Genomic DNA, 22,967 nt, shown 5'->3' on the forward strand with positions numbered 1-22,967 from the left:
CTACTTGAGTATTCTCTGGAAGACGGGCACAGGAGGTTGGGGCTCTTGCCCAGGCGGAAGCCGGCCCCAACGGGCATCGGGATCCCAGCGCAGTTGTGCGACATCCTGCAAAGGAAACCCCATCTGCTGCAGGATCTTGAGGCTGAGGTTGGGAATGATGGGCGAAAGGGCCACGGCCACCCAGCGCACGCTTTCCAAAACGGCGTAGAGGATCTGGGCCACCTGCTCGCTTTGCCCTTGTTTGTGCAACGTCCAGGGGGCCTGCTCGTCGAGGTATTTGTTGCTGGCCTGGGCCAAGCTGAGAGCTTTGCGGGCGGCAGAGCTGGGATCCAGCCGCTCGTAGGCGTCGGCCACTGTCGGGGCCAGGCGCTCGGCCAGGGTTTTGAGGGGGTGATCCGCAGGGATCTCGACGGCGGGGATGCGGTAGTCGGGCTGGTATTTTTTGAGCATATTGAGGGTGCGGTTGAGCAGGTTCCCCAGGTCGTTGGCTAGGTCAGCGTTGAGAACCTCGATGAAGCGGCCCTCACTAAAGTCTCCATCCTTGCCCAGCTCAATTTCAGTCAAGAAATAGTAGCGCACGGCATCGGCACCGTAGCGCTGCACCAGCTCAAAGGGATCCAGCGTGTTGCCCAGGCTTTTGCCCATCTTGAGGCCATCTTTGGTGAGAAAGCCGTGGCCAAAGATCTGTCTGGGCAGCGGCAGCCCTGCCGACATGAGCATGGCCGGCCAGTAGATGGCGTGGAAGCGGACAATGTCTTTGCCCACTAGGTGCACATCGGCGGGCCAGTAGCGGCGCAAGGCGTTTTCCAGCGTCGGCTCGTCCTCGGGATCCACGGCGGCGCTGAGGTAGTTGATGAGGGCATCAAACCAGACGTAAAGGGTTTGGCTGGGATCCGCCGGGAAGGGGATCCCCCAGGAGACGCTGGGGCGAGAGATGGAGAAGTCCCGCAGGCCCTGCTTGACAAAGTTGATCACCTCATTGCGGCGGCTTTCTGGTTGAATGAACTCCGGGTGCTCCGCATAGAGGGCTTCCAGTTTTTCCTGGTAGCGAGAGAGGCGAAAAAAGTAGTTTTCTTCGTCTTTCCACTCCACTTTTTTGTTGGGGTGAAGCGGGCAAAATCCGCCTTCTAAGAGCTCTGACTCGTCCTTGAACTCCTCGCAGGCAACACAGTACCAGCCCTGCTGCCGGCCAACGAAAATATCCCCCCGATCCCACACTCGCTGGAAAAACTCCCGCACAATGGCTTTGTGGCGAGGGTCGGTGGTGCGGATAAAGCGGTCGTAGCGGATGTCCAGCAACTGCCAAAGCTGGGCAAACTGGGCCGCGATCTCGTCGCAGTGCTGCTGCGGGGGAAGGCCGCGCTCTTCGGCGGTGCGCTGGATCTTCTGGCCGTGCTCGTCGGTTCCCGTTACCATCAGCACATCCTTGCCCCGCAGGCGATGGTAACGGGCGATGGCATCCGCCGCCAGGGTGGTGTAGGCGCTGCCGATGTGGGGGGCAGCGTTGACGTAGTAGATCGGCGTGGTGATGACGAAGGTGGAATTCGGCATGAGCACTCGCAGCGCTTTCCCCCATGATAAAAGTTGCCGGAAAGTCCGACAGGCCCAGTTACGGGGCGGAGGTGGGATGAAACTTCTGTTCAACCTCAAGGGATGGGGCGGCGGCCTTGTGGGGGCCGGGATCCTGGGCGCCGGGGCGGCTCTGGCCCAGCCCTTGTCGGAAACCCGCATCCCCTGTGAGATCTTCATCGCCGGGGGCGGGCTGGGGGGGGTGGCAGCGGCCTACGAGGCTCTGCAACTGGGCCGACAGGTGTGCATGACCGAGATCACCGACTGGATTGGCGGCCAGGTGAGCGCCCAGGGGGTCTCGGCTTTGGATGAGCGGCCCTTGCAGCGGGAAAACGAGATCTTTCCCCAGGGCTATAGAGAGTTTCGCCGCCGGGTGCGGGAAAAGTACGGCGGTGATCCCAATCCCGGCAAGTGCTGGGTGAGTGTGCTCTGCTTCTCGCCCCAGGTGGGCCACCAGGTCCTGCGGGAGATGGTGGATCCCTATCTGCAGTCGGGGCAGTTGCGGCTGTTTACCGAGACGGTGGTCAAGGACTTGCAGATCGAGGATTACCAAATCCGCAGCGTGCAGGCCATCCGCAACATCCCCAAACACGCCGGCGTCCAGCCGGAGAATCGGGGGGATCTCTCCAGCTACTTTCTGGATTTTTACCGCCTAGAGCCCACCGAGGATTGGGACAAAGAGATCCTGCGCTTTGAGCCGCCGCCAGAACGCCAAGGCAAAACCCTGCCCTGGGTGGTTATCGATGCTACCGAAACCGGCGAGCTGCTGCCGCTGGCGCGGGTGCCCTACCGCCTCGGCACGGATGGGGAAAGCCGCTGGGAGCCCAGCTCCAAGCCCTACAGGGATCCCTACTGCACCCAGGGGTTTACCTACACCTTTGTTATGGAGCGCTCTGCTGTGCCGCAGGTGCCCATCAAGCCCAAGTTCTACAACGACCCGCTGCACGGCCCCTACTACAGCTTTGAACATCCACGCTTTAACTTTGGGATGGTCTTTACCTACCGCCGCATCCGCGGCCAGGTGTTTGGCTTTGGGGAAGAGGCCATCCGGGTGGGGGATCAATCCATGCAAAACTGGACCTGGGGCAACGACTGGCGCATCACCGGGCCGGAGATGAACCTGATTCTCACCCACGAGCAACTGCAAGCCTCAGGCCAACTGGATCCCGGCGGCTGGATGGGGGGCTTGCGGGTGGAGGCGCTGCGGCGGGCCGAGCAGCATGCCAAGGGCTTTTTCTACTGGCTGGTGGCGGGGCGGACGGATTTTCTGTTGCAGCAGGCGGATCCCGACTTTCAAAAAGACTTCTACCTGCGCTATGCCTACCTGCGGGGGCCCGATAGCCCCATGGGAACTGCCAGCGGCCTTTCCAAGTACCCCTACATTCGCGAGTCGCGGCGCATCATCGGTCGGCCCAGCCCTGCCTACCCGCAGGGATTTACCATCTACGAGTCGGATATCACCACGCGAGAATCGGAGCTCAATCGCGGGCGGCCCTTTATTTTCTACGACTCGGTGGGGGTGGGCCAGTACCCCATCGACTTTCACGATTGTCTATTGCCGGATTTTTCCCTGCCCCCCAGCCACAACCAGGATGCACAGGCCCCCAGCTACCCCTACCAGATCCCACTGCGGGCTTTGATCCCCCAGCGCATCGACAACCTCTTGGCCGGCAACAAGAACATTGCCACCAGCCGCATTGCCAGCGCCTCCTATCGGGTGCACCCGGTGGAATGGGCCATCGGCACAGCCGCCGGCCACACGGCCCACTTTGCCCTGGAGCGGGATCTGATCCCGGCGGAGATCCTGCGCGAGCCGCTGCTGGACTTGCGGCTGTTGCCGGCTCTCCAGGCCCAGATCCAGAGCCTGGGCAATCCCATCCAATTTCCCGGCACCACCATCACCGCCACTGAGTGGGCCCAATCTCGCTAGCCTAGAAAGGCAAGGTTGGGAGCTGGCCGATGGATGCTATGGGGGTTGAACTGGGGGGACTGGAGGCGATCCGCCCTTCGTTGTGGGCGGCCACAGCCCTGTGGAGTCTGGGGCTGATGTGGGGCTTGTCGCCGCTGCACCGCCGCCTGCAGGAGGGTTGGGAAAAACAGTTGGCCTGGGATCCCAGCGGAGCTCTGGCCTCTTTGCTCAGCGTCCTTCCTTTCTTGCTGGCAGCAGCGGTGGTGGTGGCCCTCACCGAACTCTCTTTGGGCAACAGCTGGGCCGTCTCCTGGGGTCTGATTGCCTGCGTTGGCGGTGGCCTCTACGAGCTGGGCCGGCGGGACAATGCCCGCTAAGCGCTCTGGACCGGCCCTCACCCCCAGCCCCTTTGACAACGCCAAGTTAGAGCGACTTGAAGCGATGACCCCCCTCGAAGAAGCGGCGGAAGCGGCGGCTAAGCTGCTGGTGTTTCGGGAAATCTGCGCCCACCCCTTGGCCCTGACCTGGCAGGAGCTCACCCAGGAGTTGATGAGCGGGGATCCCTTGCCCTGCTGGAGAGCCTACGGACGCTGGTTTGAGCTTTTGGCCCAGGAGGGCTTGAGCTGGCGGGAGTGGCTAATCCGAGAGATCCGCTGGGCCGATAACCCTTTCTCGCGGGCGGCGCTTCGACCCCAAGGGATCCCAGCCCCCCTTGTGCAAGCGGCCCGCCACGATCTCCGCTGCCTGCAGATCCTGGCCGATAGCCAGGAGACCATTGCCGAGCAGATGCGGGCGCTGGGCCTGGGGATCCCTTGGCCGGATGGGGAAGGGGAGAGCCCTGGCTGGGATCCGCGCTCTTTTGCCGACTGGGGCCTGAGCCTGGAGGCGCTGATCGCCCACTACCGCCGAGCGGGGGTGGGGCTCTGTGGCCGCTATTGGGCCTTTCGCTGGGGGCCGGCAGGGCTAGAGGGGATCCCCACTCCCGACTTGCCCGACTGGGAAGAGATCTACGGCTATGAACGGCAGAAACGGCAGTTGGCTGCCAACACCGAAGCCCTGCTGCGGGGGGATCCGGCGTTGCATGTGCTGCTCTATGGGGCGCGGGGCACCGGCAAGTCTTCGCTGGTGAAGGCGTTGCTGCGCCGCTACGGTTCCCAGGGGCTGCGCCTTTTGGAGCTGAGACGGGGAGATTTGGGTCAATTGCCTCAGATCTTGGCAGATCTGGGAGGGTGGGGGCTGCCCTTTGTCCTGTTTGTGGACGATCTCTCCTTTGAGGCCGACGAAACTGAGTTTAAGCAGCTCAAGGTGCTCCTGGAAGGAGATCTTGTTCCACCACCGCCCAACGTCCGTCTCTACGCCACCAGCAACCGCCGCCACCTTATCCGCGAGTTTTTTGGCGATCGTCCCAGTCCCCAAGATCAAGAGGTCCACGCCTGGGATACGGTGCAGGAAAAGCTGTCGCTGCGGGATCGCTTCGGCCTTACCCTTACCTTCACCCCTTTTAGCCAAGCTGACTACCTGGCCACGGTAGAACACCTGGCGCAACGGCTGGGCCTCCCGCACCCTTTAGATACCTTGCGCCGCCAAGCCCTCCTCTGGGCGCAACAGCAGAACGGCTTTTCCGGTCGCACCGCCCGCCAGTTCCTGCATGCCTTGCAGGCCGGCCTGGTGGAAGTTGGATAGCCGCAGGCCGGCTGAGGTCTGGAGTTTTCGTCATAGGGACGAACCTGTCGGTTGCTGCAATTGCAAACTCCCCTTCAGGGAAGAGCCGGGGGCGAGGAAGACTACAGCAGCCACTCGGAGGCGCGCTCTCCCACCCCTTGCAAATTCAAAGGAATGGCCACCGCCTTGCCTATGCGGGGTTTCTGACGGGTAGCCTCAATTTCTCGCTGCACCGCTTCCCACACGCCCCACGCCTGCAAATGGGCCATGACAGACTCCAGGCGAGCCAGATACTCGGCCTCGCTCAAGGGGAAAGAGGGCTGCTCCAGGTAGCGCCACATCACCAACAGAACCACCCTGCCCCCCATGCGGCGCAGTTGCACGTCGTAGGAATAGCCCCACTTCTCCCGCAGCAAAGCTTGAAAGTCGGATCCCGTCATGGTCTGGCTCGGATTGGGTTGGGACTGAGCTGGGCCGCAGCAGAAAAACCGCCGCCTCTTCCCTTGCACTTCCTTTAGCTTTGCATTTCTTAATGATATTAGCCAAGGAGCTCGGTTAGGATGATGTCATTTGTCAACGAACATTAAAACTTCTCAGGTTTGTACTGGCCATTATGACGGAAGCGGTTAGCAACTTCGAGGCACCCCCCATGAGCCGGCGGGTTTTTCTGAATGCCCTCCTCAGCAGCTCGGTGGGGGTGGTGGTGGTGGGCACCCTCTACCCGGTGGTGAAGTATTTTATTCCGCCCTCTTCCGGTGGGGCAGGAGAAGGTGTGATAGCTCAAGATGCTCTCGGCAAGCCCATCAGCGTCAGTGAGCTGTTGGCCACTCACGCCGCCACGGATCGCGTGCTGGCCCAAGGCTTGAAGGGGGATCCCACCTACATTGTGATCGACAACGGGGCGGTGGCCAACTACGGCCTCAACGCGGTTTGCACCCACCTCGGCTGTGTGGTGCCCTGGAACGCGGGGGAAAACCTGTTCAAGTGCCCCTGCCACGGATCCCAGTACGCGGCCAACGGCAAGGTCATCCGGGGGCCGGCTCCCCGCTCCCTGGAGCTGGTGAGCGCCACGGTGGACGGCGACAACGTTCGCTTCAGCCCCTGGCAAGGCCCCGATTTCCGCGAGGCCTGAGGCGTTACGATAGGCTCCAGAGAGACCCCTGTAAGGGGCCACAGCCGGGTCAGAAGTGGGGGAAAAGGCCAGAGAGGTTGCTGCGCTAGTCCTGGCTAGAGCATGAGTTGTGAGCTTTGAGGAGCATGACTCTAGTCAATAATAAGCTCAACTATACTGAAAATAATGTATAATATGTTCATTACGGATTACTACCAGTTGATCTTTCTGTTTACTTTCGAGTCTGCCAACATGGTAGCCAAAGCAAAGCAGAAAATTGGTAGTAAGACGACACGGAAACTGCGCTTTGGGTATTCTACTCAAAGCTTTGCGGGATACCGCCATTCTGTTTGGACTCCGTCCCGCTAACGCGAATGGAAACAAGCAGAATGCTATCGCTGCATAGTTGAACAGTGATGTTCAGCAGTGTTCAGCGTAAATGTATCAGATTGCCCCAAAGGGCTTGCGAGAATTTTGATTGAGATTCTGAGCTAACTTATGAAGCGAATTTACTTGGCCTTGTGTGCGCTGCTGCTGTTGCTGGGGACGGGATCCCGTCCGGCAGCAGCCTATCCGTACTACGCCCAGATGGCCTACGACAACCCGCGCGAGGCCACCGGGAAAATCGTCTGTGCCAACTGCCACCTGAACGCCATGCCTGCCCGTGCCGAAGTGCCGCAGGCAGTTACCCCGGGCCAGGTGTTCACCATCAAGGTCGGGATCCCCTATGACTTGAGCAAGCAACAGGTGTTGGCGGATGGCAGCAAGGGCGGCTTGAACGTTGGCGCTGTGGTGGTGTTGCCAGAAGGCTTCCGCCTGGCCACCGAGGAGGAGATGACGGAGGAGCAGCGCCAGGAAACCGCTGAGACCTACATCACTCCCTACAGCGACGAGAAGCCCAACATTCTCCTGGTGGGTCCCCTGCCCGGCGAGCAGCACCAGGAAATCGTCTTCCCGGTGGTCGCCCCTGACCCGAAGGAGGATCCCTCCGTGGCCTTCATGAAATATCGGGTTTACATTGGCGCCAACCGCGGTCGTGGCCAGATCAACCCCGATGGCAGCCTCAGCAACAACAACGTCTTCCGCGCTCCTGCCACGGGTCGTCTGACAAGCATCGCCACCATCGAATCTGACCTCAGCGATCTGCCGCCTGAGCTGGCCGCCCTGGTGCCGCCCGAATACGAGTTGCCGGGCACGCGGGTGCTCAGCTTCGAGACTGAAGGCGGACTGAAGCACTTGGTGGTGCCGCCGGGGCCGGAGTTGGTGGTTAACATTGGCGACAGCGTCCAAGAAGGGGATCCGGTTACCAACAACCCCAACGTGGGCGGCTTTGGCCAAGTGGAGCGGGATCTGGTGCTGCAGAACCCGGAACGGGTGAAGTGGTTGGTGGCCTTCCTGGCAGCGGTGGCCATCACCCAGCTTCTGCTAGTGCTCAAGAAAAAGCAAGTGGAGCTCATCCAGGCGGCAGAACTTTTGGGCTAGCTTGCGCACTTATTCTTCGCGAGAGTCTTCCCAGCACCTCGGAGCCAGCCGGGGTGTTTTTTTAGGGAATCCTCAGCTCTCCCGCTATCACCAGCACCGCCTGCCCGGCAATCTCCACCCGAGTGCCGAGATCGCGACACCACAGCTCGCCTCCCCGCGCCGAGAGCTGGCGGGCTTTGAGCTCAGTCCGGCCCAGGCGCTGCGACCAATAGGGTGTCAACAGGCACTGGGCAGACCCGGTCACCGGATCCTCCGGGATCCCCAACTGGGGGGCAAAAACACGACAGACAAAATCTGGCTGGTCTTCTAGATCCCCTCCCGAGGCAGTGACGATCAACCCAGAAACAGGCAGTGCCTGAACCCGCTCCCAATCCGGCTGCAGCTGCTGCACCTGCTGGGCCGAAGTCAGCACCGCTACCCCCATGCTGCCGCGGTACAACTCCAGAGGAGGGATCCCCAATGCCGCAGCCACCTGCTCTTGGCCTTCCGGCCAGGGTTGCGGGAACTGGGCGGGAAAATCCATCGCCAGCCGCTCCCCCTGCCGCCGCACCTGCAGCCGGCCACTGCGGGTGGAAAAGGCCACCCCCTGAGCTTCCGGGTGAATCTCGGTCAAGAGCACATAGGCGCTGCCCAACGTGGCATGGCCACAGAGTTCTACCTCCGTGGTGGGAGTAAACCAGCGCAGCCCATAGTGGGGAACCTCGCCTTCGGATCCCTGGGGCAGCAAAAAAGCCGTTTCCGACAGATTGTTCTCCGCCGCAATTGCTCGCATCAAAGCTGCCGGCAGCTCCTGAGGCAGCAAACACACCGCTGCCGGATTGCCCTTAAAAGGCACTGCCGTAAACGCATCCACTTGAAACAACGGGATCCGCACCTGCTTGCCCAACCTACCTCAGGCCATGATCCCACAACAGGCCCAGAAGTAGGGGGATCCGCACCCAACCGTACCCGACAAAAAGGGAGATCCCGCCAAAAGGGGCTATTGTCAGGCTGGAAAGCCGGCTGATAGACTAGCACTCGTAAGCTGAGAGTGCTAAAACCTCGACTACGCAAGCTTAGGTTTGCGCTCGATACAACCCTTCAGCCTCGCGTTTTAGGCATCACGGAGGATATTTGTCATGGCTGCAGTAACTCTCAACGTCTCTACGCTGAAGCCGCTAGGCGACCGCGTGCTGGTCAAGATTGCCCAGCAGGACGAGAAGACGGCGGGTGGCATCTTTTTGCCCGATACCGCCAAAGAAAAACCCCAAGTGGGGGAGGTGGTCGCAGTTGGGCCTGGCAAGCGCAATGACGAGGGCAAGCTGATCCCGATGGAACTGAAAGCCGGCGACAGAGTGCTCTACTCCAAGTACGCCGGCACGGAAGTGAAGCTGGGCAGCGATGAGTACGTGCTGCTGGCCGAGCGGGATATTCTCGCTATCGTTCAGTAATTTTCAGTCCTTCAGCGATCGATCCTCTACATCGCCCTTAGTTCATTCACGTCTGAGAGGTTGAGTATGGCCAAGTCGATCATTTTTAGCGAAGAAGCCCGTCGTGCCCTTGAACACGGCATGGACATTTTGGCGGAAGCTGTAGCCGTTACTCTCGGCCCCAAAGGGCGCAACGTCGTCCTGGAGAAGAAGTTTGGCGCACCCCAAATTGTTAACGATGGGGTAACCATCGCCAAAGAGATCGAGCTGGAAGACCACATTGAAAACACTGGCGTCTCCTTGATCCGTCAGGCGGCTTCCAAGACCAATGACACGGCTGGGGACGGCACCACCACCGCCACCGTCCTGGCCCACGCCATGGTTAAAGAAGGGCTGAAAAACGTGGCCGCCGGCGCCAACCCGATTGCCCTCAAGCGCGGCATCGACAAAGCCGTGAAGTTCCTGGTGGACAAGATCGCCGAACATGCCCGCCCGGTGGAAGACTCCAAAGCCATTGCCCAGGTGGCGGCCATTTCCGCCGGCAACGATGAGGAAGTGGGCCGCATGATCGCCGAGGCCATGGACAAAGTGGGCCGCGAAGGGGTGATCTCCTTGGAAGAAGGCAAGTCCATGACCACTGAGCTGGAAGTGACGGAGGGGATGCGCTTTGACAAAGGCTACATCTCCCCCTACTTCGTCACCGACACGGAGCGGATGGAGGCGGTTCTGGAAAACCCCTACATCCTGATTACCGATAAGAAAATCACCCTGGTACAAGACCTGGTGCCGGTGCTGGAGCAAGTGGCCCGCGCCGGTCGTCCGCTGCTGATCATCGCCGAAGACATCGAGAAAGAAGCCCTGGCCACTCTGGTGGTGAACAAGCTGCGGGGCGTGCTGAGCGTGGTGGCGGTGAAAGCGCCTGGCTTTGGGGATCGCCGTAAGGCCATGCTGGAAGACATCGCCATCCTCACTGGCGGTGAGGTCATCAGCGAAGAGCGCGGCCTGAAGCTGGAGAACGCCCGTCTCGACTCCTTCGGCTCGGCCCGTCGCGTCACGGTAACCAAAGACCACACCACCATCGTGGCCGAAGGCAACGAAGCGGCTGTCAAAGCCCGCTGTGAGCAAATCCGTCGCCAAATTGAAGAAACCGACTCCACCTACGACAAAGAAAAACTGCAAGAGCGCCTGGCCAAGCTCTCCGGCGGTGTGGCGGTGATCAAAGTGGGCGCGGCCACCGAAACTGAGATGAAGGATCGCAAGCTGCGCCTGGAGGACGCCATCAACGCCACCAAGGCGGCGGTGGAAGAGGGGATCGTCCCCGGCGGCGGCACTACCCTGGCGCACCTGATGCCGGCGGTAACGGAGTGGGCGCAGGCCAACTTGTCCGGCGATGAGCTGGTAGGGGCCATGCTGGTTGCCCGCGCGCTGGGCGCTCCGCTGCGCCGCATTGCCGAGAATGCCGGCCAGAACGGCTCGATCGTGCTGGAGCGGGTGAAAGAGAAACCCTTCACGGTGGGTTACGACGCCCAGAACGACGCCTATGTGGATATGTTTGAGGCGGGCATCGTTGACCCGGCCAAAGTCACCCGCTCTGCCCTGCAAAACGCTGCCTCGATTGCCAGCATGGTGCTCACCACCGAGGCCATCGTGGTAGACAAGCCGGAGCCCAAGAGCAACAAGCCCGCTGGCGGTGGCGGCGGCGTGGATGACTACGACTACTAATCTTCGGGCAGGAAGAGGCAGAGGCTTCGCCAGCTAGCGGAAAGTCTGCTGCCTTGTCAGAGCAGCCATCTTCCGGGATCCCGGCTGGGATCCCTTTATTCTTGGGCATTTCCCTCTCCCAGGCGTCCGGGGGGTGAGGGCGAGCCATCCTACTAACGGAAGGAGAAGGCGGCGTGGCACGGTTAATCTGCATTGGCCTAGACCTGGCCTGGTCGGCCCGCAACCCCTCTGGCGTGGCAACGCTGGAGGTTGAGAGCGGGGATCCCCAAGCCCCGAACCTGACGGGCCACCTGCGGGACAACCGCCTCTTGCAAACCGACCAGGAGATTGTGGACTACATCCAAGCCCAAGCGGGAGGGGATCCCTGCCTGGTGGCGGTGGATGCCCCCCTGCGCGTCCCCAACCCCAGCGGCCAGCGGCGGGCGGAAGCCGAGCTGAACCGGGTGTTTCGCGCCTATGCCGCTGGCGCCCACCCGGCCAACCGCCGCCTCTTGGCCAAAAACGGCCAGGTGCGAGGGGAGGCCCTGGTGCAAGCTCTCTCCCGTTATGGCTTTCGCGAGCAGGCCAGCATCGAGCAGGGATCCCTGGCCCGGCAGATCACCGAAGTCTTCCCCCACAGCGCCATGGTGAGCCTGTTTGGCCTCAGCCGCAGCCTCCCCTACAAAGCGCGTCCCCGCCGCACCTGGCTGCAACGAGAACAGGCGTGGCGGCTGTACCAGCAACATCTGCGCGCCTTGGCCAGCGCCGATCCGTCTCTGCAAGGCCACGAGCCCCTGCTCCAAGTGGAGGTGGGATCCCTTAGGGGCCGCCAACTCAAAAACTACGAAGACCAAGTCGATGCCTTAATGTGCGCCTACATCGCCCTCTACGGCTTCCGCTGGGGATCCGAGCGCTGCCACAGCTTCGGCAACCTGCAAGAAGGCCACATTTTCACTCCCCTGCCCCCCTCATTGCAAGGGAAGAGCCCTGTTTCCTCGCCGGAAACTCCACAAGGGCTTTAACTCGGGCGAGGGTATGGCTTCTGCCAGACCGGCCAGACTTCCGTTGAGGCAGAGACAAGCGAAGCTAAACCGGAGGGAAAACCCGGCTCTTGCTAGTCTCAAATCACACGTTGGCGGCATGATAGGAAGAAGGGATCCTGTCAGAGGGGAGGGAAATGAACCCACAACTGGGGCGCAATCGGCAGGCAAGACGCGCTTACGGGCTGGATGAGATCGCGCTGGTGCCGGGCAGGCGAACCCTGGATCCCAGCTTGGTGGACACCCACTTCACCCTGGGAGGGATCCAACGGCAAATCCCCATCATCGCCAGCGCTATGGATGGCGTGGTGGATGTGCGAATGGCCATTTTGCTCTCGGAGCTGGGGGCCTTCGGGGTGTTGAACCTGGATGGCATCCAAACCCGCTACGCCGATCCCGATGAGGTGTTGGATCAGATTGCGTCGGTGGGCAAAGACGAGTTTGTGCCCCTAATGCAGCGCCTCTACAGCGAACCTGTAAAGCCGGATCTGATTCAAGAGCGCATCCGCCAAATCAAGGCCGGTGGCGCCATTGCAGCAGCCAGCAGTGTGCCCGCCCACGCCGCCCAATACGGCCCCCTGGTGGCTGAAGCCGGGGGGGATCTGTTCTTCGTCCAGGCCACCGTGGTTTCCGTCCACCACAAGGTGCCTGAAGGCATGCAAAAGCTGGATCTGGCCGCCTTCTGCCGCTCCATGCCCATTCCCGTGGTGGTCGGCAACTGCGTCACCTATGATGTCGCCCTGGAGCTGATGCAAGCGGGAGCCGCAGGAGTCCTGGTGGGCATCGGCCCCGGCGCTGCCTGCACCTCCCGCGGCGTGCTGGGGGTGGGAGTACCTCAGGCTACCGCCATCGCCGACTGTGCAGCCGCCCGCGACCAGTTCTTGACGGAAAGTGGCACCTACGTTCCCATCATTGCCGACGGCGGCTTGGTAACCGGCGGGGATATTTGCAAGGCCATCGCCTGCGGAGCCGACGCCGTGATGATCGGATCCCCCTTGGCCCGCGCCTATGAGGCCCCCGGTCGCGGCTTTCATTGGGGCATGGCCACCCCCAGCCCCATCTTGCCCCGCGGCACCCGCATCCGCGTGGGATCCACCGGCACCCTAGAAGAAATCTTGCGCGGCCCCGCCCGCCTCGATGACGGCACCCACAACCTCTGGGGCGCCCTGCGCACCAGCATGGCCACCCTGGGCGCCGCCAACCTCAAAGAAATGCACCAGGTGGAGATCTGCATTGCCCCCTCCCTTTTGACCGAGGGAAAGGTCTACCAAAAGGCGCAGAGCCTGGGCATGGGGAAATAGCCTCCCGGCAATGCTAGACTCGGTGAGCTGGGATCCCCCAGGGCGGTTAGCTCAGCGGTAGAGCGCCTGCCTTACAAGCAGGATGTCACTGGTTCGAGTCCGGTACCGCCCATTTCCACCAGAGTTTGTGGCTTAGGAGCTCTGTCTTGGTTTGGGATACACCCGCTAGCCAGAGCCGGATCCCTGAGGTAGAGTAGTGGATATCGAGCCTCGATCATCTACCGCAGTTGGGTCTCGCATTGAGTCTTGCCCAGAAAGTGTGTAAAGTGGTAGACGATGTGGACTTCGGCTGTATCATGTCTTCCCAGAGTCCGCGATTGCCAGGCTCGTTGTTGAGGTAGGCAGTTTGTCGCTTCTATGAGGACATCCCTACAGCCAAAAAGGTGTGAGGAAAAGAACAAGGAGAGAAACATGCCCGCGAAACACGCGAACTACTGGAAAACGCTGCTGGCCGGCACCCTGGGTGCAGCAGCGATTCTGACCCCTGGAGTGGCTTATGCCCAAGCTACTGGGCCGGTCACCTCCATCTCTGAGCTTTCGGATGTGCGGCCCACCGACTGGGCCTTCCAAGCCCTGCAATCCTTGGTGGAGCGCTACGGTTGTATTGCCGGCTACCCTGACCGCACCTTCCGCGGCAACCGGGCTATGACTCGCTTTGAGTTTGCCGCCGGTATGAACGCCTGCTTGGATCGCATCAATGAGTTGATTGCAGCCGGTTTGGCCGACAAAGTCTCCAAGGAAGACTTGGCCACTCTGCAGCGCTTGCAAGAGGAATTTGCTGCTGAGCTGGCAGCCCTGCGCGGGCGGGTGGATGCGGCAGAGGCTGATATTAACGATCTGAAAGGGAAGATCTTCAACCCAGTTACCAAGCTTAACGCTCAGGTCATTACCGCAATTCTTGGTAGCGCTCTTACAGAAGACCGGGTCGTACAAGGAAGAGTGGTAGCCGAGCAAAATCAGGCAAACATGACTCTTCCCTATCGGGTACGCTTGAACTTCGATGCTTCTTTTGTGGGTCGCGATCGCCTGCGCATTCGTCTCCAAGCTCGCGATGCGGTAACCACCTTCTTTGAGGGTGACCCAGGCGTTGGCTTCCAAGGAGGTGCGGGCGGTACCTTTACTCTTGCCCAGCTGGTTTATCAATTTCCTGCTTTCGACCGCGCTGCTACCATCTACACAGGTATTACAGGTACAGGGGTGTCTAGCGTTCTGCAGTACAGCACGCCCTTTGATGCTCTGTCGGACTTTGCCGATGCTCCCAACTCTACGGCAGATGTGCCCAGCGGAACCCTATTTGGTTTTCGCTACCGTTTGAGCGACCAGTTTCGTTTAGCCTACGCCTACAGCACCAGAAGAGGTCAAGCTCTGGGGAGAGGCTTTGGCGACAGTGGCTTGACAGGTGATGATAGCGCTCACACCGTCGAGCTGGGCTTCTTGCCAACCAAGGGCTTGGAGTTTTACCTTCAGTTTGCTTCCACCTACCTGCAGCAAGCAAATGACGGTCCTACCTTCCTGGCCACGGGTAAAAGTCTCTTCCGCGGGCCGGTAAGAAGAACGCAGGTCAATGTCTCTGCACGGGTGAATGCTTTTACGTTCGCAGCCAACTGGGAGATCAGCCCTCGCATTACCTTGTCTGGCTGGTTTACGGCTGGCAATGTGGATTACAACCTGCCCAATGTGGTACCGGCTGGTACTGTGGATCCGGGAGAGGAAGACTTTAACGGTTTCCTCCTTGGCTTTGTTTTCCCCGACCTCTTCGTGGAGGGTGCCAAAGGCGGGATTGTATTTGGGCAGCCAATCGTGACCACAGACAACGACGGAGTGTGGGATACTCGCCCCTTCGTTGTGGACGTCTACTACAGCTTCCCGGTCAATGAGTACATTACTCTAACGCCTGCTGCCTACTTTGTGAGCAACCCCAATGGCGGCAGACCTGGAGACAACGACCCAACCATTGGCGTGGGGGCTTTGCGAGCTGTGTTTACTTTCTAGTTCCTAGCTCCTCACGCTTACAGCCAAATTGCCAGGCAGAGATCCACTACGGTGGATCTCTTCATTGAATAAGAATAATCAACTCCTCTGTGGGGATAAGGATGCTGGCATTAAAGAGCTTGAGGTTGAGCTTAAGACGAGGCCATGGGCTACAAAAAGCGCACTGCGTGAGATCTGCCCAGGTCTTTGCTACAGGCTCGGTGTAGGTGTGAGAATGGCGGGAACAGATACCCATGTCTTGGCCACAGATGTGGGGACACCGCATTAACTGTAGGGCAGGCCGGACAGCAAGAGGATGTGGACTTCGGCTGTATCATAATCTCCACATCATGTCTTCACCGAAGTCCGCAGTTGCCAGACTTGTTCTTGAGTTAGGCAATTGGTTACCTCTAGAAGACATCCCTACAGCCAAAAAGGTGTGAGGAAAAGAACAAGGAGAGAAACATGCCCGCGAAACACGCGAACTACTGGAAAACGCTGCTGGCCGGCACTCTGGGTGCAGCAGCGATCCTGACCCCTGGAGTGGCTTATGCCCAAGCTACCGGGCCGGTCACCTCCATCTCTGAGCTTTCGGATGTGCAGCCCACCGACTGGGCCTTCCAAGCCCTGCAATCCTTGGTGGAGCGCTACGGTTGTATTGCCGGCTACCCTGACCGCACCTTCCGCGGCAACCGGGCTATGACTCGCTTTGAGTTTGCCGCCGGTATGAACGCCTGCTTGGATCGCATCAATGAGTTGATTGCAGCCGGTTTGGCCGACAAAGTCTCCAAGGAAGACTTGGCCACTCTGCAGCGCTTGCAAGAGGAATTTGCTGCTGAGCTGGCAGCCCTGCGCGGGCGGGTGGATGCCCTGGAAGCCGATGTTACTGATTTGAAAGGGAAGGTCTTCAACCCGGTTACCAAGTTGAATGCCCAAGTCATCGCCGCTGTTGTAGGCAGCGCTCTCACGGAAGACAGAGTTGTTGATGGGAAGGTAGTAGCAGAGCAAAACCAAGCCAACATGACTCTTCCCTATCGGGTACGCTTGAACTTCGATGCTTCTTTTGTGGGTCGCGATCGCCTGCGCATTCGTCTCCAAGCTCGCGATGCTGTGACTGAGTTCTTTGATGGGGATCCCGGCCTTGAGTTTGGCGGCCGTGGCGGCGGCACTTTCACCCTGGCCAAGCTGATCTACCAATTCCCAGCTTTCAACCAAGCAGCTACCATCTACACGGGTATCGTTGGCTCAGATGTGTCCGATGTATTCAACTACAGCACACCCTTCGAAGCTCTCTCCGACTTCGCCGACGCTCCCAACTCCACGGCGGATGTGCCAGGTGGAGCTCTGTTTGGCTTCCGCTACCGCCTCTCCGATCAACTGCGCTTGGCCTACAGCTACAGCACCAGGAACGCTCAAGCCTTGGGCAACGGCTTCGGCGACAGCGGTATAACCGGTAGCGACAGTGCCCACGCGGTAGAGCTGGGCTTCCTGCCGAATGAAAATCTAGAGATTTACCTCCAGTTTGCCAGTACCTATCTGCAGACGGCAAACGATGGCCCTGAGTTCTTGGCCAACGGTACAGCTCTTTTCCGTGGCCCTCTGAGAGTAACCAATGTGTCCACCTCTGCACGGGTGAACGCCTTTTCTGTGGCTGCCAACTGGGAGATTACCCCGCGGATTATTGCGTCTGGCTGGTTTACGGCGGGCAACGTTGACTATAACCTGCCCAACGTGGTACCGGCGGGCACCATCGATCCGGGCGACGAAGACTTCAACGGCTGGCTGTTTGGCTTTGCCTTCCCAGATCTGTTCATTGAGGGTGCTCAAGGGGGTGTGGTTTTTGGCCAGCCAATTGTGACCACCAAAAATGAAGGAGTTTGGGATACCCGCCCGTTCATTGTGGATGTTTACTACAGCTTCCCGGTGAACGAGTACCTCACCCTTACCCCGGCGGCCTACTTTGTGAGCAACCCCAATGGTGGCAAGCCGGGAGACAACGACCCAACCATTGGTGTAGGTGCTCTGCGGGCTGTGTTCAACTTCTGATGAGTTGACCTCTTTTGCAGGTTCATAGCTGGTTAGGGGATCCACTGCAGTGGATCCCTTTTTTATGGCAAGTCTCCCAAGCCTTGCCCTTGCACCGAAATACATCGAGTTGGAGCTGGCGCCGGGATCCTTCTCAAGACAAGTTAGGGGTTACAAAAGGCGCACTGAGCCGGATCTGCCCAGGTCTCTGCCACAGGCTCGGTGTGGGTGTGGGAACAGCGGGCACAGCCATACACCCACGCCTTGGTTACAGGGGTGGGGGCACCACACTGGCCGCAGGGCAGCCCAGAGACCGAACGGATGCGCCAGTAGCCAGGGATCCCGCAGGCCGGGCAGAGGCTTTGGGCTTTGGCGATGAGGTTTTGGGTGGCTGCCGCGATCACCTGTAGGCGGGTTGGGTTGTACAGGGCCCGCATATCGGTTTCCAGGTGCAGCCCTCCCTGGCGGGCCAGCAGCTCTTCTACCACCTGCTTCAGGGTAGCTTCGTCTTGGATCCCTTTGTGGATAACTTGGGGGTTTTCCGGTTGATCGAGGGCGATTAGACCGTGCTGCGGGAAACCTACTTTTTGGGCAAAGTCGAGCGCTTCTGCCCAGCTCTGCACCCAGCGATGGCTGAAGTTGGTTTGGGTGCTTTCTGCGTAGCCCACCAGCTCCAAGGGATCCGCGCCCGGTTCAAAAACCTTGAGCATGACCCATTCCTGGTTCAAAGGAATCCAAGGGATCTGAGGGTGGGGGCCAAAGGATCCCTCGCTGGCCAAAACCAAAGAGGCGGGATGAGCTTGGCGGGCTCTCTCAATTTTCAGGCGTAGGGTGTGGATGGGATCCCCTGGCCGAGGCCGCTCCCGCGAGAAGGTGCCCAGTTGGTCGGTGTCCAGAGGTATCACTTGCACCTGGATCCCCAGGTGGTGGGCCAAGAGAGGGCCGATCACCTGCTCTTTGCGATGCAGGGTTGCCAAGTAGGCAACCCGACCTTTCCAGTGCATAGATCCAGAACTGACCCCGATCCGGCAAACGAAGTCTGCAGCTTTCTTGTTGGGCTCATCGGAGGGCTCAAACCAGGGGGCTGGGTTCTAGCGGCAAGCCCAACTGGGCGACGGCCTCGGCCAAAGCGGCCTCCCGGCTCTCCACAAATCGCTCTGCCGGCAAGGGCAGATGCAGGCTTTCCAAGCGCTGCCGGATCCGACCCTTGGCCCCGACGATCCACACCTGTTTGCGTTGATCTAGAGCTTCGCGGATGGCATTTTCCAAGGACAGCGTCGCCGAAACGCCTAGCATCGGCACATCGGACAAATCCAAGACCAAAGCCTGGCAGGAGGCCACCGCCTGGTGTTGGCGGGAAATGGCCTGGGAAACCCCGAAGATCATGGGCCCGCTCAGGTAAAATAGCAACACCTGACCGCGGCCCTGGCGCAGCAATTCCTTTTCCCGCGGGGTGAGATCTACGGCATCGTCCGCATCGGTAATGGCTTTCACCTCTTCCGCTTGCAGCTCGCTCAGACGCTGAATGGTGAGCAAATTGGCCACAAATACCCCTACCCCCACGGCGGCGATGAGATCCACGAACACCGTCATGAACATCACCCCGTACATAATGGCTGCCCCTTTGAGGGAGAGGCGGTGGGCCCGCTTCAGGAAGCTCCAGTCGAGGATATCCACCCCCACCTTAAAGGCGATCCCCGCCAGCACCGCCATCGGGATCCCTTGGGTGAGGGGAGCGGCAAACAGCACCACCATCAAGAGGATGAGGGCGCGGGTGATGCCCGCCAAGGGCGTACGTCCCCCTGACTGGATATTCACCACCGTGCCCATGGTCGCCCCCGCCCCCGGCAAGCCCCCCAGGAAGCCGGAGACCAGGTTGGCGATCCCCTGCCCGATCAGCTCTTGGTCGGAGTCGTGGCGGGTGCGGGTGAGGTTGTCGGCAATCACCGCCGTCAAGAGGGTGTCGATACAGCCCAGCATGCCCAGCACCACCCCGTCCAACACCAAGCTGGCCAGGGAAGCAAAGGGCAACTGCGGCCATTGCACCTGGGGCAAGCCGGTGGGGATGGGCCCGATGCGCCGCAAATCCCAGTCAGCCATGAACAAGTTGGCCACCAGCGTTCCCAGCACCAGGGCCACCAACTGGGGCGGCACCACTCTTCGCCAAGGCTTGGGATAGCCAAAGAGGATCGCAAGGGTCAGCAGCCCCAACCCCAGTTCCGGGAACTTGAGATTGAGCAGGTAGGTCGGCAGGTTCTGCACCGCCCCGATCACTCCCCCCTGGCTGGCGTGGCCCAAAAGGGGCGGGATCTGCAGCAAAATCATGATCCAGCCGATTCCCGACATAAAGCCGGAGATGACGCTGTAGGGCATAAGGGTGATGTATTTGCCCAGCTTCAGGGATCCAAACAGCACCTGAAACAGGCCCCCCACCATCACCACCGTGAAGGCCGGCCCCAGTCCCTGGTTCGGATAGCTGGCGGTAACCTTGGCAATGACTGCCGTCATCATCACCGTCATCGGCCCGGTGGGCTCGGAGATGAGGGTGGGAGTGCCGCCGAACAGGGCAGCAAAAAAGCCCACACACACCGCCCCATACAAGCCCGCCACCGGCCCGGCACCAGAAGCCACCCCAAAGGCCAGGGCCATCGGCAGCGAGACAATAGCCGTCGTCAGGCCACCGAAGAGATCCCCACGCCAGTTTTCTAGGCTCAGACGCCGACGCCAAGCCAGCACTCCCCCACCTTGCCCCGTCACTTGGCCCAACATGCCCCACTGCCCTCAATGCTATAGGCAGCCTATCATTGAGCGTTACCATAACGCCCCGATTAGAGGATAGATTTTTATCTATAAATGTCTTCAGGGATCCCCTTGGGACAGGGGGCGGCTCCGGGCAACTCCCTCTGCCCCGGCAAAAGGCAATGGTAGACTAGACGCAGGCGCACTTTATTTTAGTTTCCTGGGTTGCCGACCGTTGGCCGGCAATGGCGATTGCTGCTGCGACAGCTTTGTAACCTCGAACCGTGCCCGCGCCCAAGCCGACCGGGATCCCTCACCTCTACCCCCACCCATGAGCGACAACGAATTGACCGCGCGCATCATCTCCACCGACCTGCAGCGGGAGATGGCGCAGTCCTACCTGGAATACGCCATGAGCGTGATTGTCGGGAGGGCTCTGCCGGATGCCCGCGACGGCCTCAAGCCGGTGCATCGCCGCATCCTCTACGCCATGCACGAGCTGGGCCTGACGGCGGATCGCCCTTTTCGCAAGTGCGCCCGCGTCGTGGGGGATGTGATCGGGAAATACCATCCCCACGGGGATCAGGCGGTTTACGAAGCCCTGGTGCGCATGGCCCAGGACTTCTCCATGCGGGAGCGCCTGGTGGACGGGCACGGCAACTTCGGCTCCATCGACAACGACCCGCCGGCGGCCATGCGCTACACCGAGTGCCGCCTCACCGCTTTTGCCCAGGAAGCCCTGCTGCAGGATATCGACGCCAACACCGTCGACTTCATCGACAACTACGACGGATCCCAGCAGGAGCCGCTGGTGCTGCCGGCGCGGATCCCGCAGTTGCTGTTGAACGGTTCTTCTGGCATTGCCGTGGGCATGGCCACCAACATCCCGCCCCACAACCTGGGAGAGCTGGTGGACGGCCTGATCGCCCTCATCCACAACCCCAACCTGACCAGCCTGGAGCTGATGCAGTGGATCCCGGCCCCCGATTTCCCCACCGGCGGGCTGATCATGGGCCAGGAAGGCATCCGCGAAGCCTATACTACCGGGCGCGGCTCCATCACCTTGCGGGGGGTGGCCACGGTGGAGACCATCGAGCAGCGGGGCCGACCGACGCGGGAGGCCATCATCATCACCGAGCTGCCCTACCAAACCAACAAGGCAGCCATGATTGAAAAAATTGCCGAGCTGGTCAACGAGAAAAAACTGGAGGGCATTGCCGACATCCGCGACGAAAGCGACCGCGAGGGCATGCGGGTGGTGATCGAGCTGAAGCGGGATGCTCAGCCTCAGGTGGTGCTCAACAACCTCTACAAGCAAACCCCCCTGCAGAGCAACTTCGGGGTCAACATGCTGGCCATCCTCAACGGCGAGCCGCGCACCCTGACGCTGCGGGACGCACTGCAGGCTTTCTTGGATTTTCGGGCAGAGGTGATCGAGCGGCGCACCCGCTACGAGCTGCAGAAAGCCGAAGAGCGGGATCACCTGTTGCAGGGCTACCTTTTGGCTTTGGGGCAGTTGGATCGGGTGATCGCCCTCATCCGCGGAGCCGCCGATGCCACCACAGCCCGAGCTGAGTTGCAGGCAACGTTGGGCCTGAGCGAAGCGCAAGCCGATGGCATTTTACAGATGCAACTGCGCCGCCTCACCGCCCTAGAAGCGGAGAAAATCCAGGCCGAACACGAAGACTTGGTGAGGCAAATTGCCGATTTGCGGGATATTTTGGCCCGCCGGGAGCGGGTGATGCAGATCATCAGCGAAGAGCTGCAGCAGCTCAAGAGCCGCTTTGCCAGCCCGCGCCGCTCCCGCCTCTGCCTGGAAGACTGTGAGCTCAAGGTTGCCGATCTGATCGAGAACCGCGAGACGGTCATCTTCCTCACCGAGCAGGGCTACATCAAGCGCATGGACCTTGAAGAGTTCCAGGTGCAGGGGCGGGCCACCCGCGGCAAGGCCGGCGCCCGCATCAAAGACGACGATGCCATCGAGCAGTTTTTTGCCTGTCGCAGCCACGACACTATCCTCTTTTTCACGGATCGGGGGATGGTCTATACCCTGCCCGCCTACGAGATCCCGCAGGGGAGCCGCACCGCCCGCGGCAGCGCCATCGTCCAGTTGCTGCCCATCACTCGGGAAGAGCGGGTTACCTCGATGGTGCCCGTGAGCGAGTTCAGCGACGACGAATACTTGGTGATGCTCACCCGAGCGGGCTACATCAAAAAAACGGCCCTCAGCGCCTTTGCCAATGTGCGTTCCAACGGCCTGATTGCCATCTCTCTGGAGGAAAACGATGAGCTGCGCTGGGTGCGCCGCGCCCGCTCCAGCGACGATGTGGTTATGGCGACCCGCCAGGGCATGTGCATCCGCTTCCGGGCAGATGACGAGCAACTGCGCCCCCTGGGGCGAGCCACCCGCGGCGTGCGGGCCATCACCCTCAACCCCGGCGACGACATCGTCAGCATGGACATCATCTTTGCCGAGTCGGTGATGGCCGCTGAGCGAGAGGGGGAGAGGCTGGCCAACCCCTGGGTGCTGGTGATTACCAAAGAAGGGCGGGGCAAGCGCTCGGCCATCGACCACTTCCGCCGGCAAAACCGGGGCGGCAAGGGGGTGATCGCCACTAAGTTCCGCCAGGAGTCGGATGAGCTGGCTGCCCTGCGCATCGTCAATGCCGAGGACGAGATCCTGTTGGTAACTGCCAGAGGCATTGTCATGCGCCAGTTGGCCAAGGCCATCCCCACTCAGTCTCGCGAGGCGACAGGGGTGCTGGTGCAGCGCTTGGATCCGGAGGACAGCATTGTAGGAGTGACGGTGGTGCCCGCTTCGTTTATCAGGGATCCGGCGGAAGCTGAAGAGGAGCCGGCAGAGGGGATCCCCGAGGCCGACGGTTGATCTCCGAGGCGGCGCCTCCCGAGGTACGGCATTTGCCGCCTCAAAGGGGTGGGATCCCGTACCGAAGGCGGCGAGGCTCGGGTGTTAGGTTTGACATAGCCCAATTGGCGGAGCTGCGAAGGCCTAAGGAATGGGGCCAACAGCTCCGAGTTGGGCTAGAT

17 protein-coding genes and 1 tRNA gene are annotated in these 22,967 nt (G+C 60.6%); 13 read left to right on the forward strand and 5 right to left on the reverse strand.

Annotation, left to right across the window (positions count from 1 at the left end):
• On the reverse strand, nucleotides 1-1,551 hold the full coding sequence (metG, locus tag CYA_RS06600) for a methionine--tRNA ligase (RefSeq protein ID WP_011430246.1): 1,551 nt from the start codon (nucleotides 1,549-1,551) through the stop codon (nucleotides 1-3).
• Nucleotides 1,552-1,627: 76 nt separating this feature from the next.
• On the opposite strand from metG, the gene CYA_RS06605 reads away from it, so the two are divergent.
• The 3 genes from CYA_RS06605 to CYA_RS06615 are packed head-to-tail and all read left to right on the forward strand — an operon-like array spanning nucleotide 1,628 to nucleotide 5,161.
• Nucleotides 1,628-3,499 (forward strand): FAD-dependent oxidoreductase, encoded by a 1,872-nt coding sequence (locus CYA_RS06605; protein ID WP_041438306.1) that lies wholly within the window; start codon nucleotides 1,628-1,630, stop codon nucleotides 3,497-3,499.
• 38 nt (nucleotides 3,500-3,537) lie between these two features.
• A complete protein-coding gene (locus CYA_RS06610; RefSeq protein ID WP_041439036.1) occupies nucleotides 3,538-3,855 on the forward strand; it encodes a hypothetical protein in 318 nt (105 codons plus the stop codon).
• Entirely contained in the window at nucleotides 3,845-5,161 is a 1,317-nt protein-coding gene (locus CYA_RS06615) for an ATP-binding protein (protein ID WP_228375489.1), read from the forward strand. The genes CYA_RS06610 and CYA_RS06615 overlap by 11 nt, the downstream gene beginning before the upstream one ends.
• Before the next feature lie 101 nt (nucleotides 5,162-5,262).
• Here the strand turns inward: CYA_RS06615 and CYA_RS06620 are convergent, their stop codons facing one another.
• Complete coding sequence (locus tag CYA_RS06620; RefSeq protein ID WP_041439037.1) at nucleotides 5,263-5,580, reverse strand: DUF3067 family protein; 318 nt, start codon at nucleotides 5,578-5,580, stop codon at nucleotides 5,263-5,265.
• A 173-nt stretch (nucleotides 5,581-5,753) separates the two neighbouring features.
• Here CYA_RS06620 and CYA_RS06625 point away from each other — a divergent pair, with 173 nt between their 5' ends.
• On the forward strand, nucleotides 5,754-6,272 hold the full coding sequence (locus CYA_RS06625; protein WP_011430251.1) for a cytochrome b6-f complex iron-sulfur subunit: 519 nt from the start codon (nucleotides 5,754-5,756) through the stop codon (nucleotides 6,270-6,272).
• A gap of 477 nt (nucleotides 6,273-6,749) precedes the next feature.
• On the forward strand, nucleotides 6,750-7,733 hold the full coding sequence (locus tag CYA_RS06630) for an apocytochrome f (RefSeq protein ID WP_011430252.1): 984 nt from the start codon (nucleotides 6,750-6,752) through the stop codon (nucleotides 7,731-7,733).
• A gap of 61 nt (nucleotides 7,734-7,794) precedes the next feature.
• On the opposite strand, the gene CYA_RS06635 is transcribed toward CYA_RS06630, so the two are convergent.
• On the reverse strand, nucleotides 7,795-8,607 hold the full coding sequence (locus tag CYA_RS06635; protein WP_011430253.1) for a PhzF family phenazine biosynthesis protein: 813 nt from the start codon (nucleotides 8,605-8,607) through the stop codon (nucleotides 7,795-7,797).
• A 244-nt stretch (nucleotides 8,608-8,851) separates the two neighbouring features.
• Here CYA_RS06635 and groES point away from each other — a divergent pair, with 244 nt between their 5' ends.
• From groES to CYA_RS06670, 7 genes are all read left to right on the forward strand, one after another.
• Nucleotides 8,852-9,163: a co-chaperone GroES gene (groES, locus tag CYA_RS06640; RefSeq protein ID WP_011430254.1), complete on the forward strand. Its 312-nt coding sequence runs from the start codon at nucleotides 8,852-8,854 to the stop codon at nucleotides 9,161-9,163.
• A 66-nt stretch (nucleotides 9,164-9,229) separates the two neighbouring features.
• Complete coding sequence (gene groL, locus CYA_RS06645; RefSeq protein WP_011430255.1) at nucleotides 9,230-10,864, forward strand: chaperonin GroEL; 1,635 nt, start codon at nucleotides 9,230-9,232, stop codon at nucleotides 10,862-10,864.
• A 173-nt stretch (nucleotides 10,865-11,037) separates the two neighbouring features.
• Nucleotides 11,038-11,865, forward strand: a complete 828-nt coding sequence (locus CYA_RS06650; protein WP_011430256.1) for a DUF429 domain-containing protein — start codon at nucleotides 11,038-11,040, stop codon at nucleotides 11,863-11,865.
• 155 nt (nucleotides 11,866-12,020) lie between these two features.
• Complete coding sequence (locus CYA_RS06655; protein ID WP_011430257.1) at nucleotides 12,021-13,184, forward strand: GuaB3 family IMP dehydrogenase-related protein; 1,164 nt, start codon at nucleotides 12,021-12,023, stop codon at nucleotides 13,182-13,184.
• A gap of 40 nt (nucleotides 13,185-13,224) precedes the next feature.
• A tRNA-Val gene (locus CYA_RS06660) sits at nucleotides 13,225-13,296 on the forward strand.
• Nucleotides 13,297-13,595: 299 nt separating this feature from the next.
• Nucleotides 13,596-15,176, forward strand: a complete 1,581-nt coding sequence (locus CYA_RS06665; RefSeq protein ID WP_041438310.1) for an iron uptake porin — start codon at nucleotides 13,596-13,598, stop codon at nucleotides 15,174-15,176.
• A gap of 444 nt (nucleotides 15,177-15,620) precedes the next feature.
• Nucleotides 15,621-17,201 carry an iron uptake porin gene (locus CYA_RS06670; RefSeq protein WP_011430259.1) on the forward strand — a complete coding sequence of 527 codons (1,581 nt, stop codon included), beginning with the start codon at nucleotides 15,621-15,623 and terminating at the stop codon, nucleotides 17,199-17,201.
• A gap of 143 nt (nucleotides 17,202-17,344) precedes the next feature.
• Here CYA_RS06670 and CYA_RS06675 read toward each other — a convergent pair whose 3' ends face one another.
• Nucleotides 17,345-18,184, reverse strand: coding sequence for a DUF6671 family protein (locus CYA_RS06675; protein ID WP_011430260.1), 840 nt, complete (start codon nucleotides 18,182-18,184; stop codon nucleotides 17,345-17,347).
• 67 nt (nucleotides 18,185-18,251) lie between these two features.
• On the reverse strand, nucleotides 18,252-19,949 hold the full coding sequence (locus tag CYA_RS06680) for a SulP family inorganic anion transporter (protein WP_011430261.1): 1,698 nt from the start codon (nucleotides 19,947-19,949) through the stop codon (nucleotides 18,252-18,254).
• Nucleotides 19,950-20,250: 301 nt separating this feature from the next.
• On the opposite strand from CYA_RS06680, the gene gyrA reads away from it, so the two are divergent.
• Nucleotides 20,251-22,806: a DNA gyrase subunit A gene (gene gyrA, locus CYA_RS06685; RefSeq protein ID WP_041438313.1), complete on the forward strand. Its 2,556-nt coding sequence runs from the start codon at nucleotides 20,251-20,253 to the stop codon at nucleotides 22,804-22,806.
• Nucleotides 22,807-22,967: the final 161 nt, after the last annotated feature.

Origin of the sequence: Synechococcus sp. JA-3-3Ab, from assembly GCF_000013205.1 — a bacterium.
GTDB lineage: Bacteria > Cyanobacteriota > Cyanobacteriia > Thermostichales > Thermostichaceae > Thermostichus.

Coding starts and splice junctions, on each gene's coding strand:
- CYA_RS06655 (WP_011430257.1), top strand. CDS start 12,021: ATGAACCCACAACTGGGGCGCAATCGGCAGGCAAGACGCGCTTACGGG.
- CYA_RS06615 (WP_228375489.1), top strand. CDS start 3,845: ATGCCCGCTAAGCGCTCTGGACCGGCCCTCACCCCCAGCCCCTTTGAC.
- CYA_RS06625 (WP_011430251.1), top strand. CDS start 5,754: ATGACGGAAGCGGTTAGCAACTTCGAGGCACCCCCCATGAGCCGGCGG.
- CYA_RS06610 (WP_041439036.1), top strand. CDS start 3,538: ATGGGGGTTGAACTGGGGGGACTGGAGGCGATCCGCCCTTCGTTGTGG.
- CYA_RS06675 (WP_011430260.1), bottom strand. CDS start 18,184: ATGCACTGGAAAGGTCGGGTTGCCTACTTGGCAACCCTGCATCGCAAA.
- CYA_RS06620 (WP_041439037.1), bottom strand. CDS start 5,580: ATGACGGGATCCGACTTTCAAGCTTTGCTGCGGGAGAAGTGGGGCTAT.
- groES (WP_011430254.1), top strand. CDS start 8,852: ATGGCTGCAGTAACTCTCAACGTCTCTACGCTGAAGCCGCTAGGCGAC.
- CYA_RS06630 (WP_011430252.1), top strand. CDS start 6,750: ATGAAGCGAATTTACTTGGCCTTGTGTGCGCTGCTGCTGTTGCTGGGG.
- metG (WP_011430246.1), bottom strand. CDS start 1,551: ATGCCGAATTCCACCTTCGTCATCACCACGCCGATCTACTACGTCAAC.
- groL (WP_011430255.1), top strand. CDS start 9,230: ATGGCCAAGTCGATCATTTTTAGCGAAGAAGCCCGTCGTGCCCTTGAA.
- CYA_RS06605 (WP_041438306.1), top strand. CDS start 1,628: ATGAAACTTCTGTTCAACCTCAAGGGATGGGGCGGCGGCCTTGTGGGG.
- CYA_RS06680 (WP_011430261.1), bottom strand. CDS start 19,949: ATGTTGGGCCAAGTGACGGGGCAAGGTGGGGGAGTGCTGGCTTGGCGT.
- gyrA (WP_041438313.1), top strand. CDS start 20,251: ATGAGCGACAACGAATTGACCGCGCGCATCATCTCCACCGACCTGCAG.
- CYA_RS06670 (WP_011430259.1), top strand. CDS start 15,621: ATGCCCGCGAAACACGCGAACTACTGGAAAACGCTGCTGGCCGGCACT.
- CYA_RS06665 (WP_041438310.1), top strand. CDS start 13,596: ATGCCCGCGAAACACGCGAACTACTGGAAAACGCTGCTGGCCGGCACC.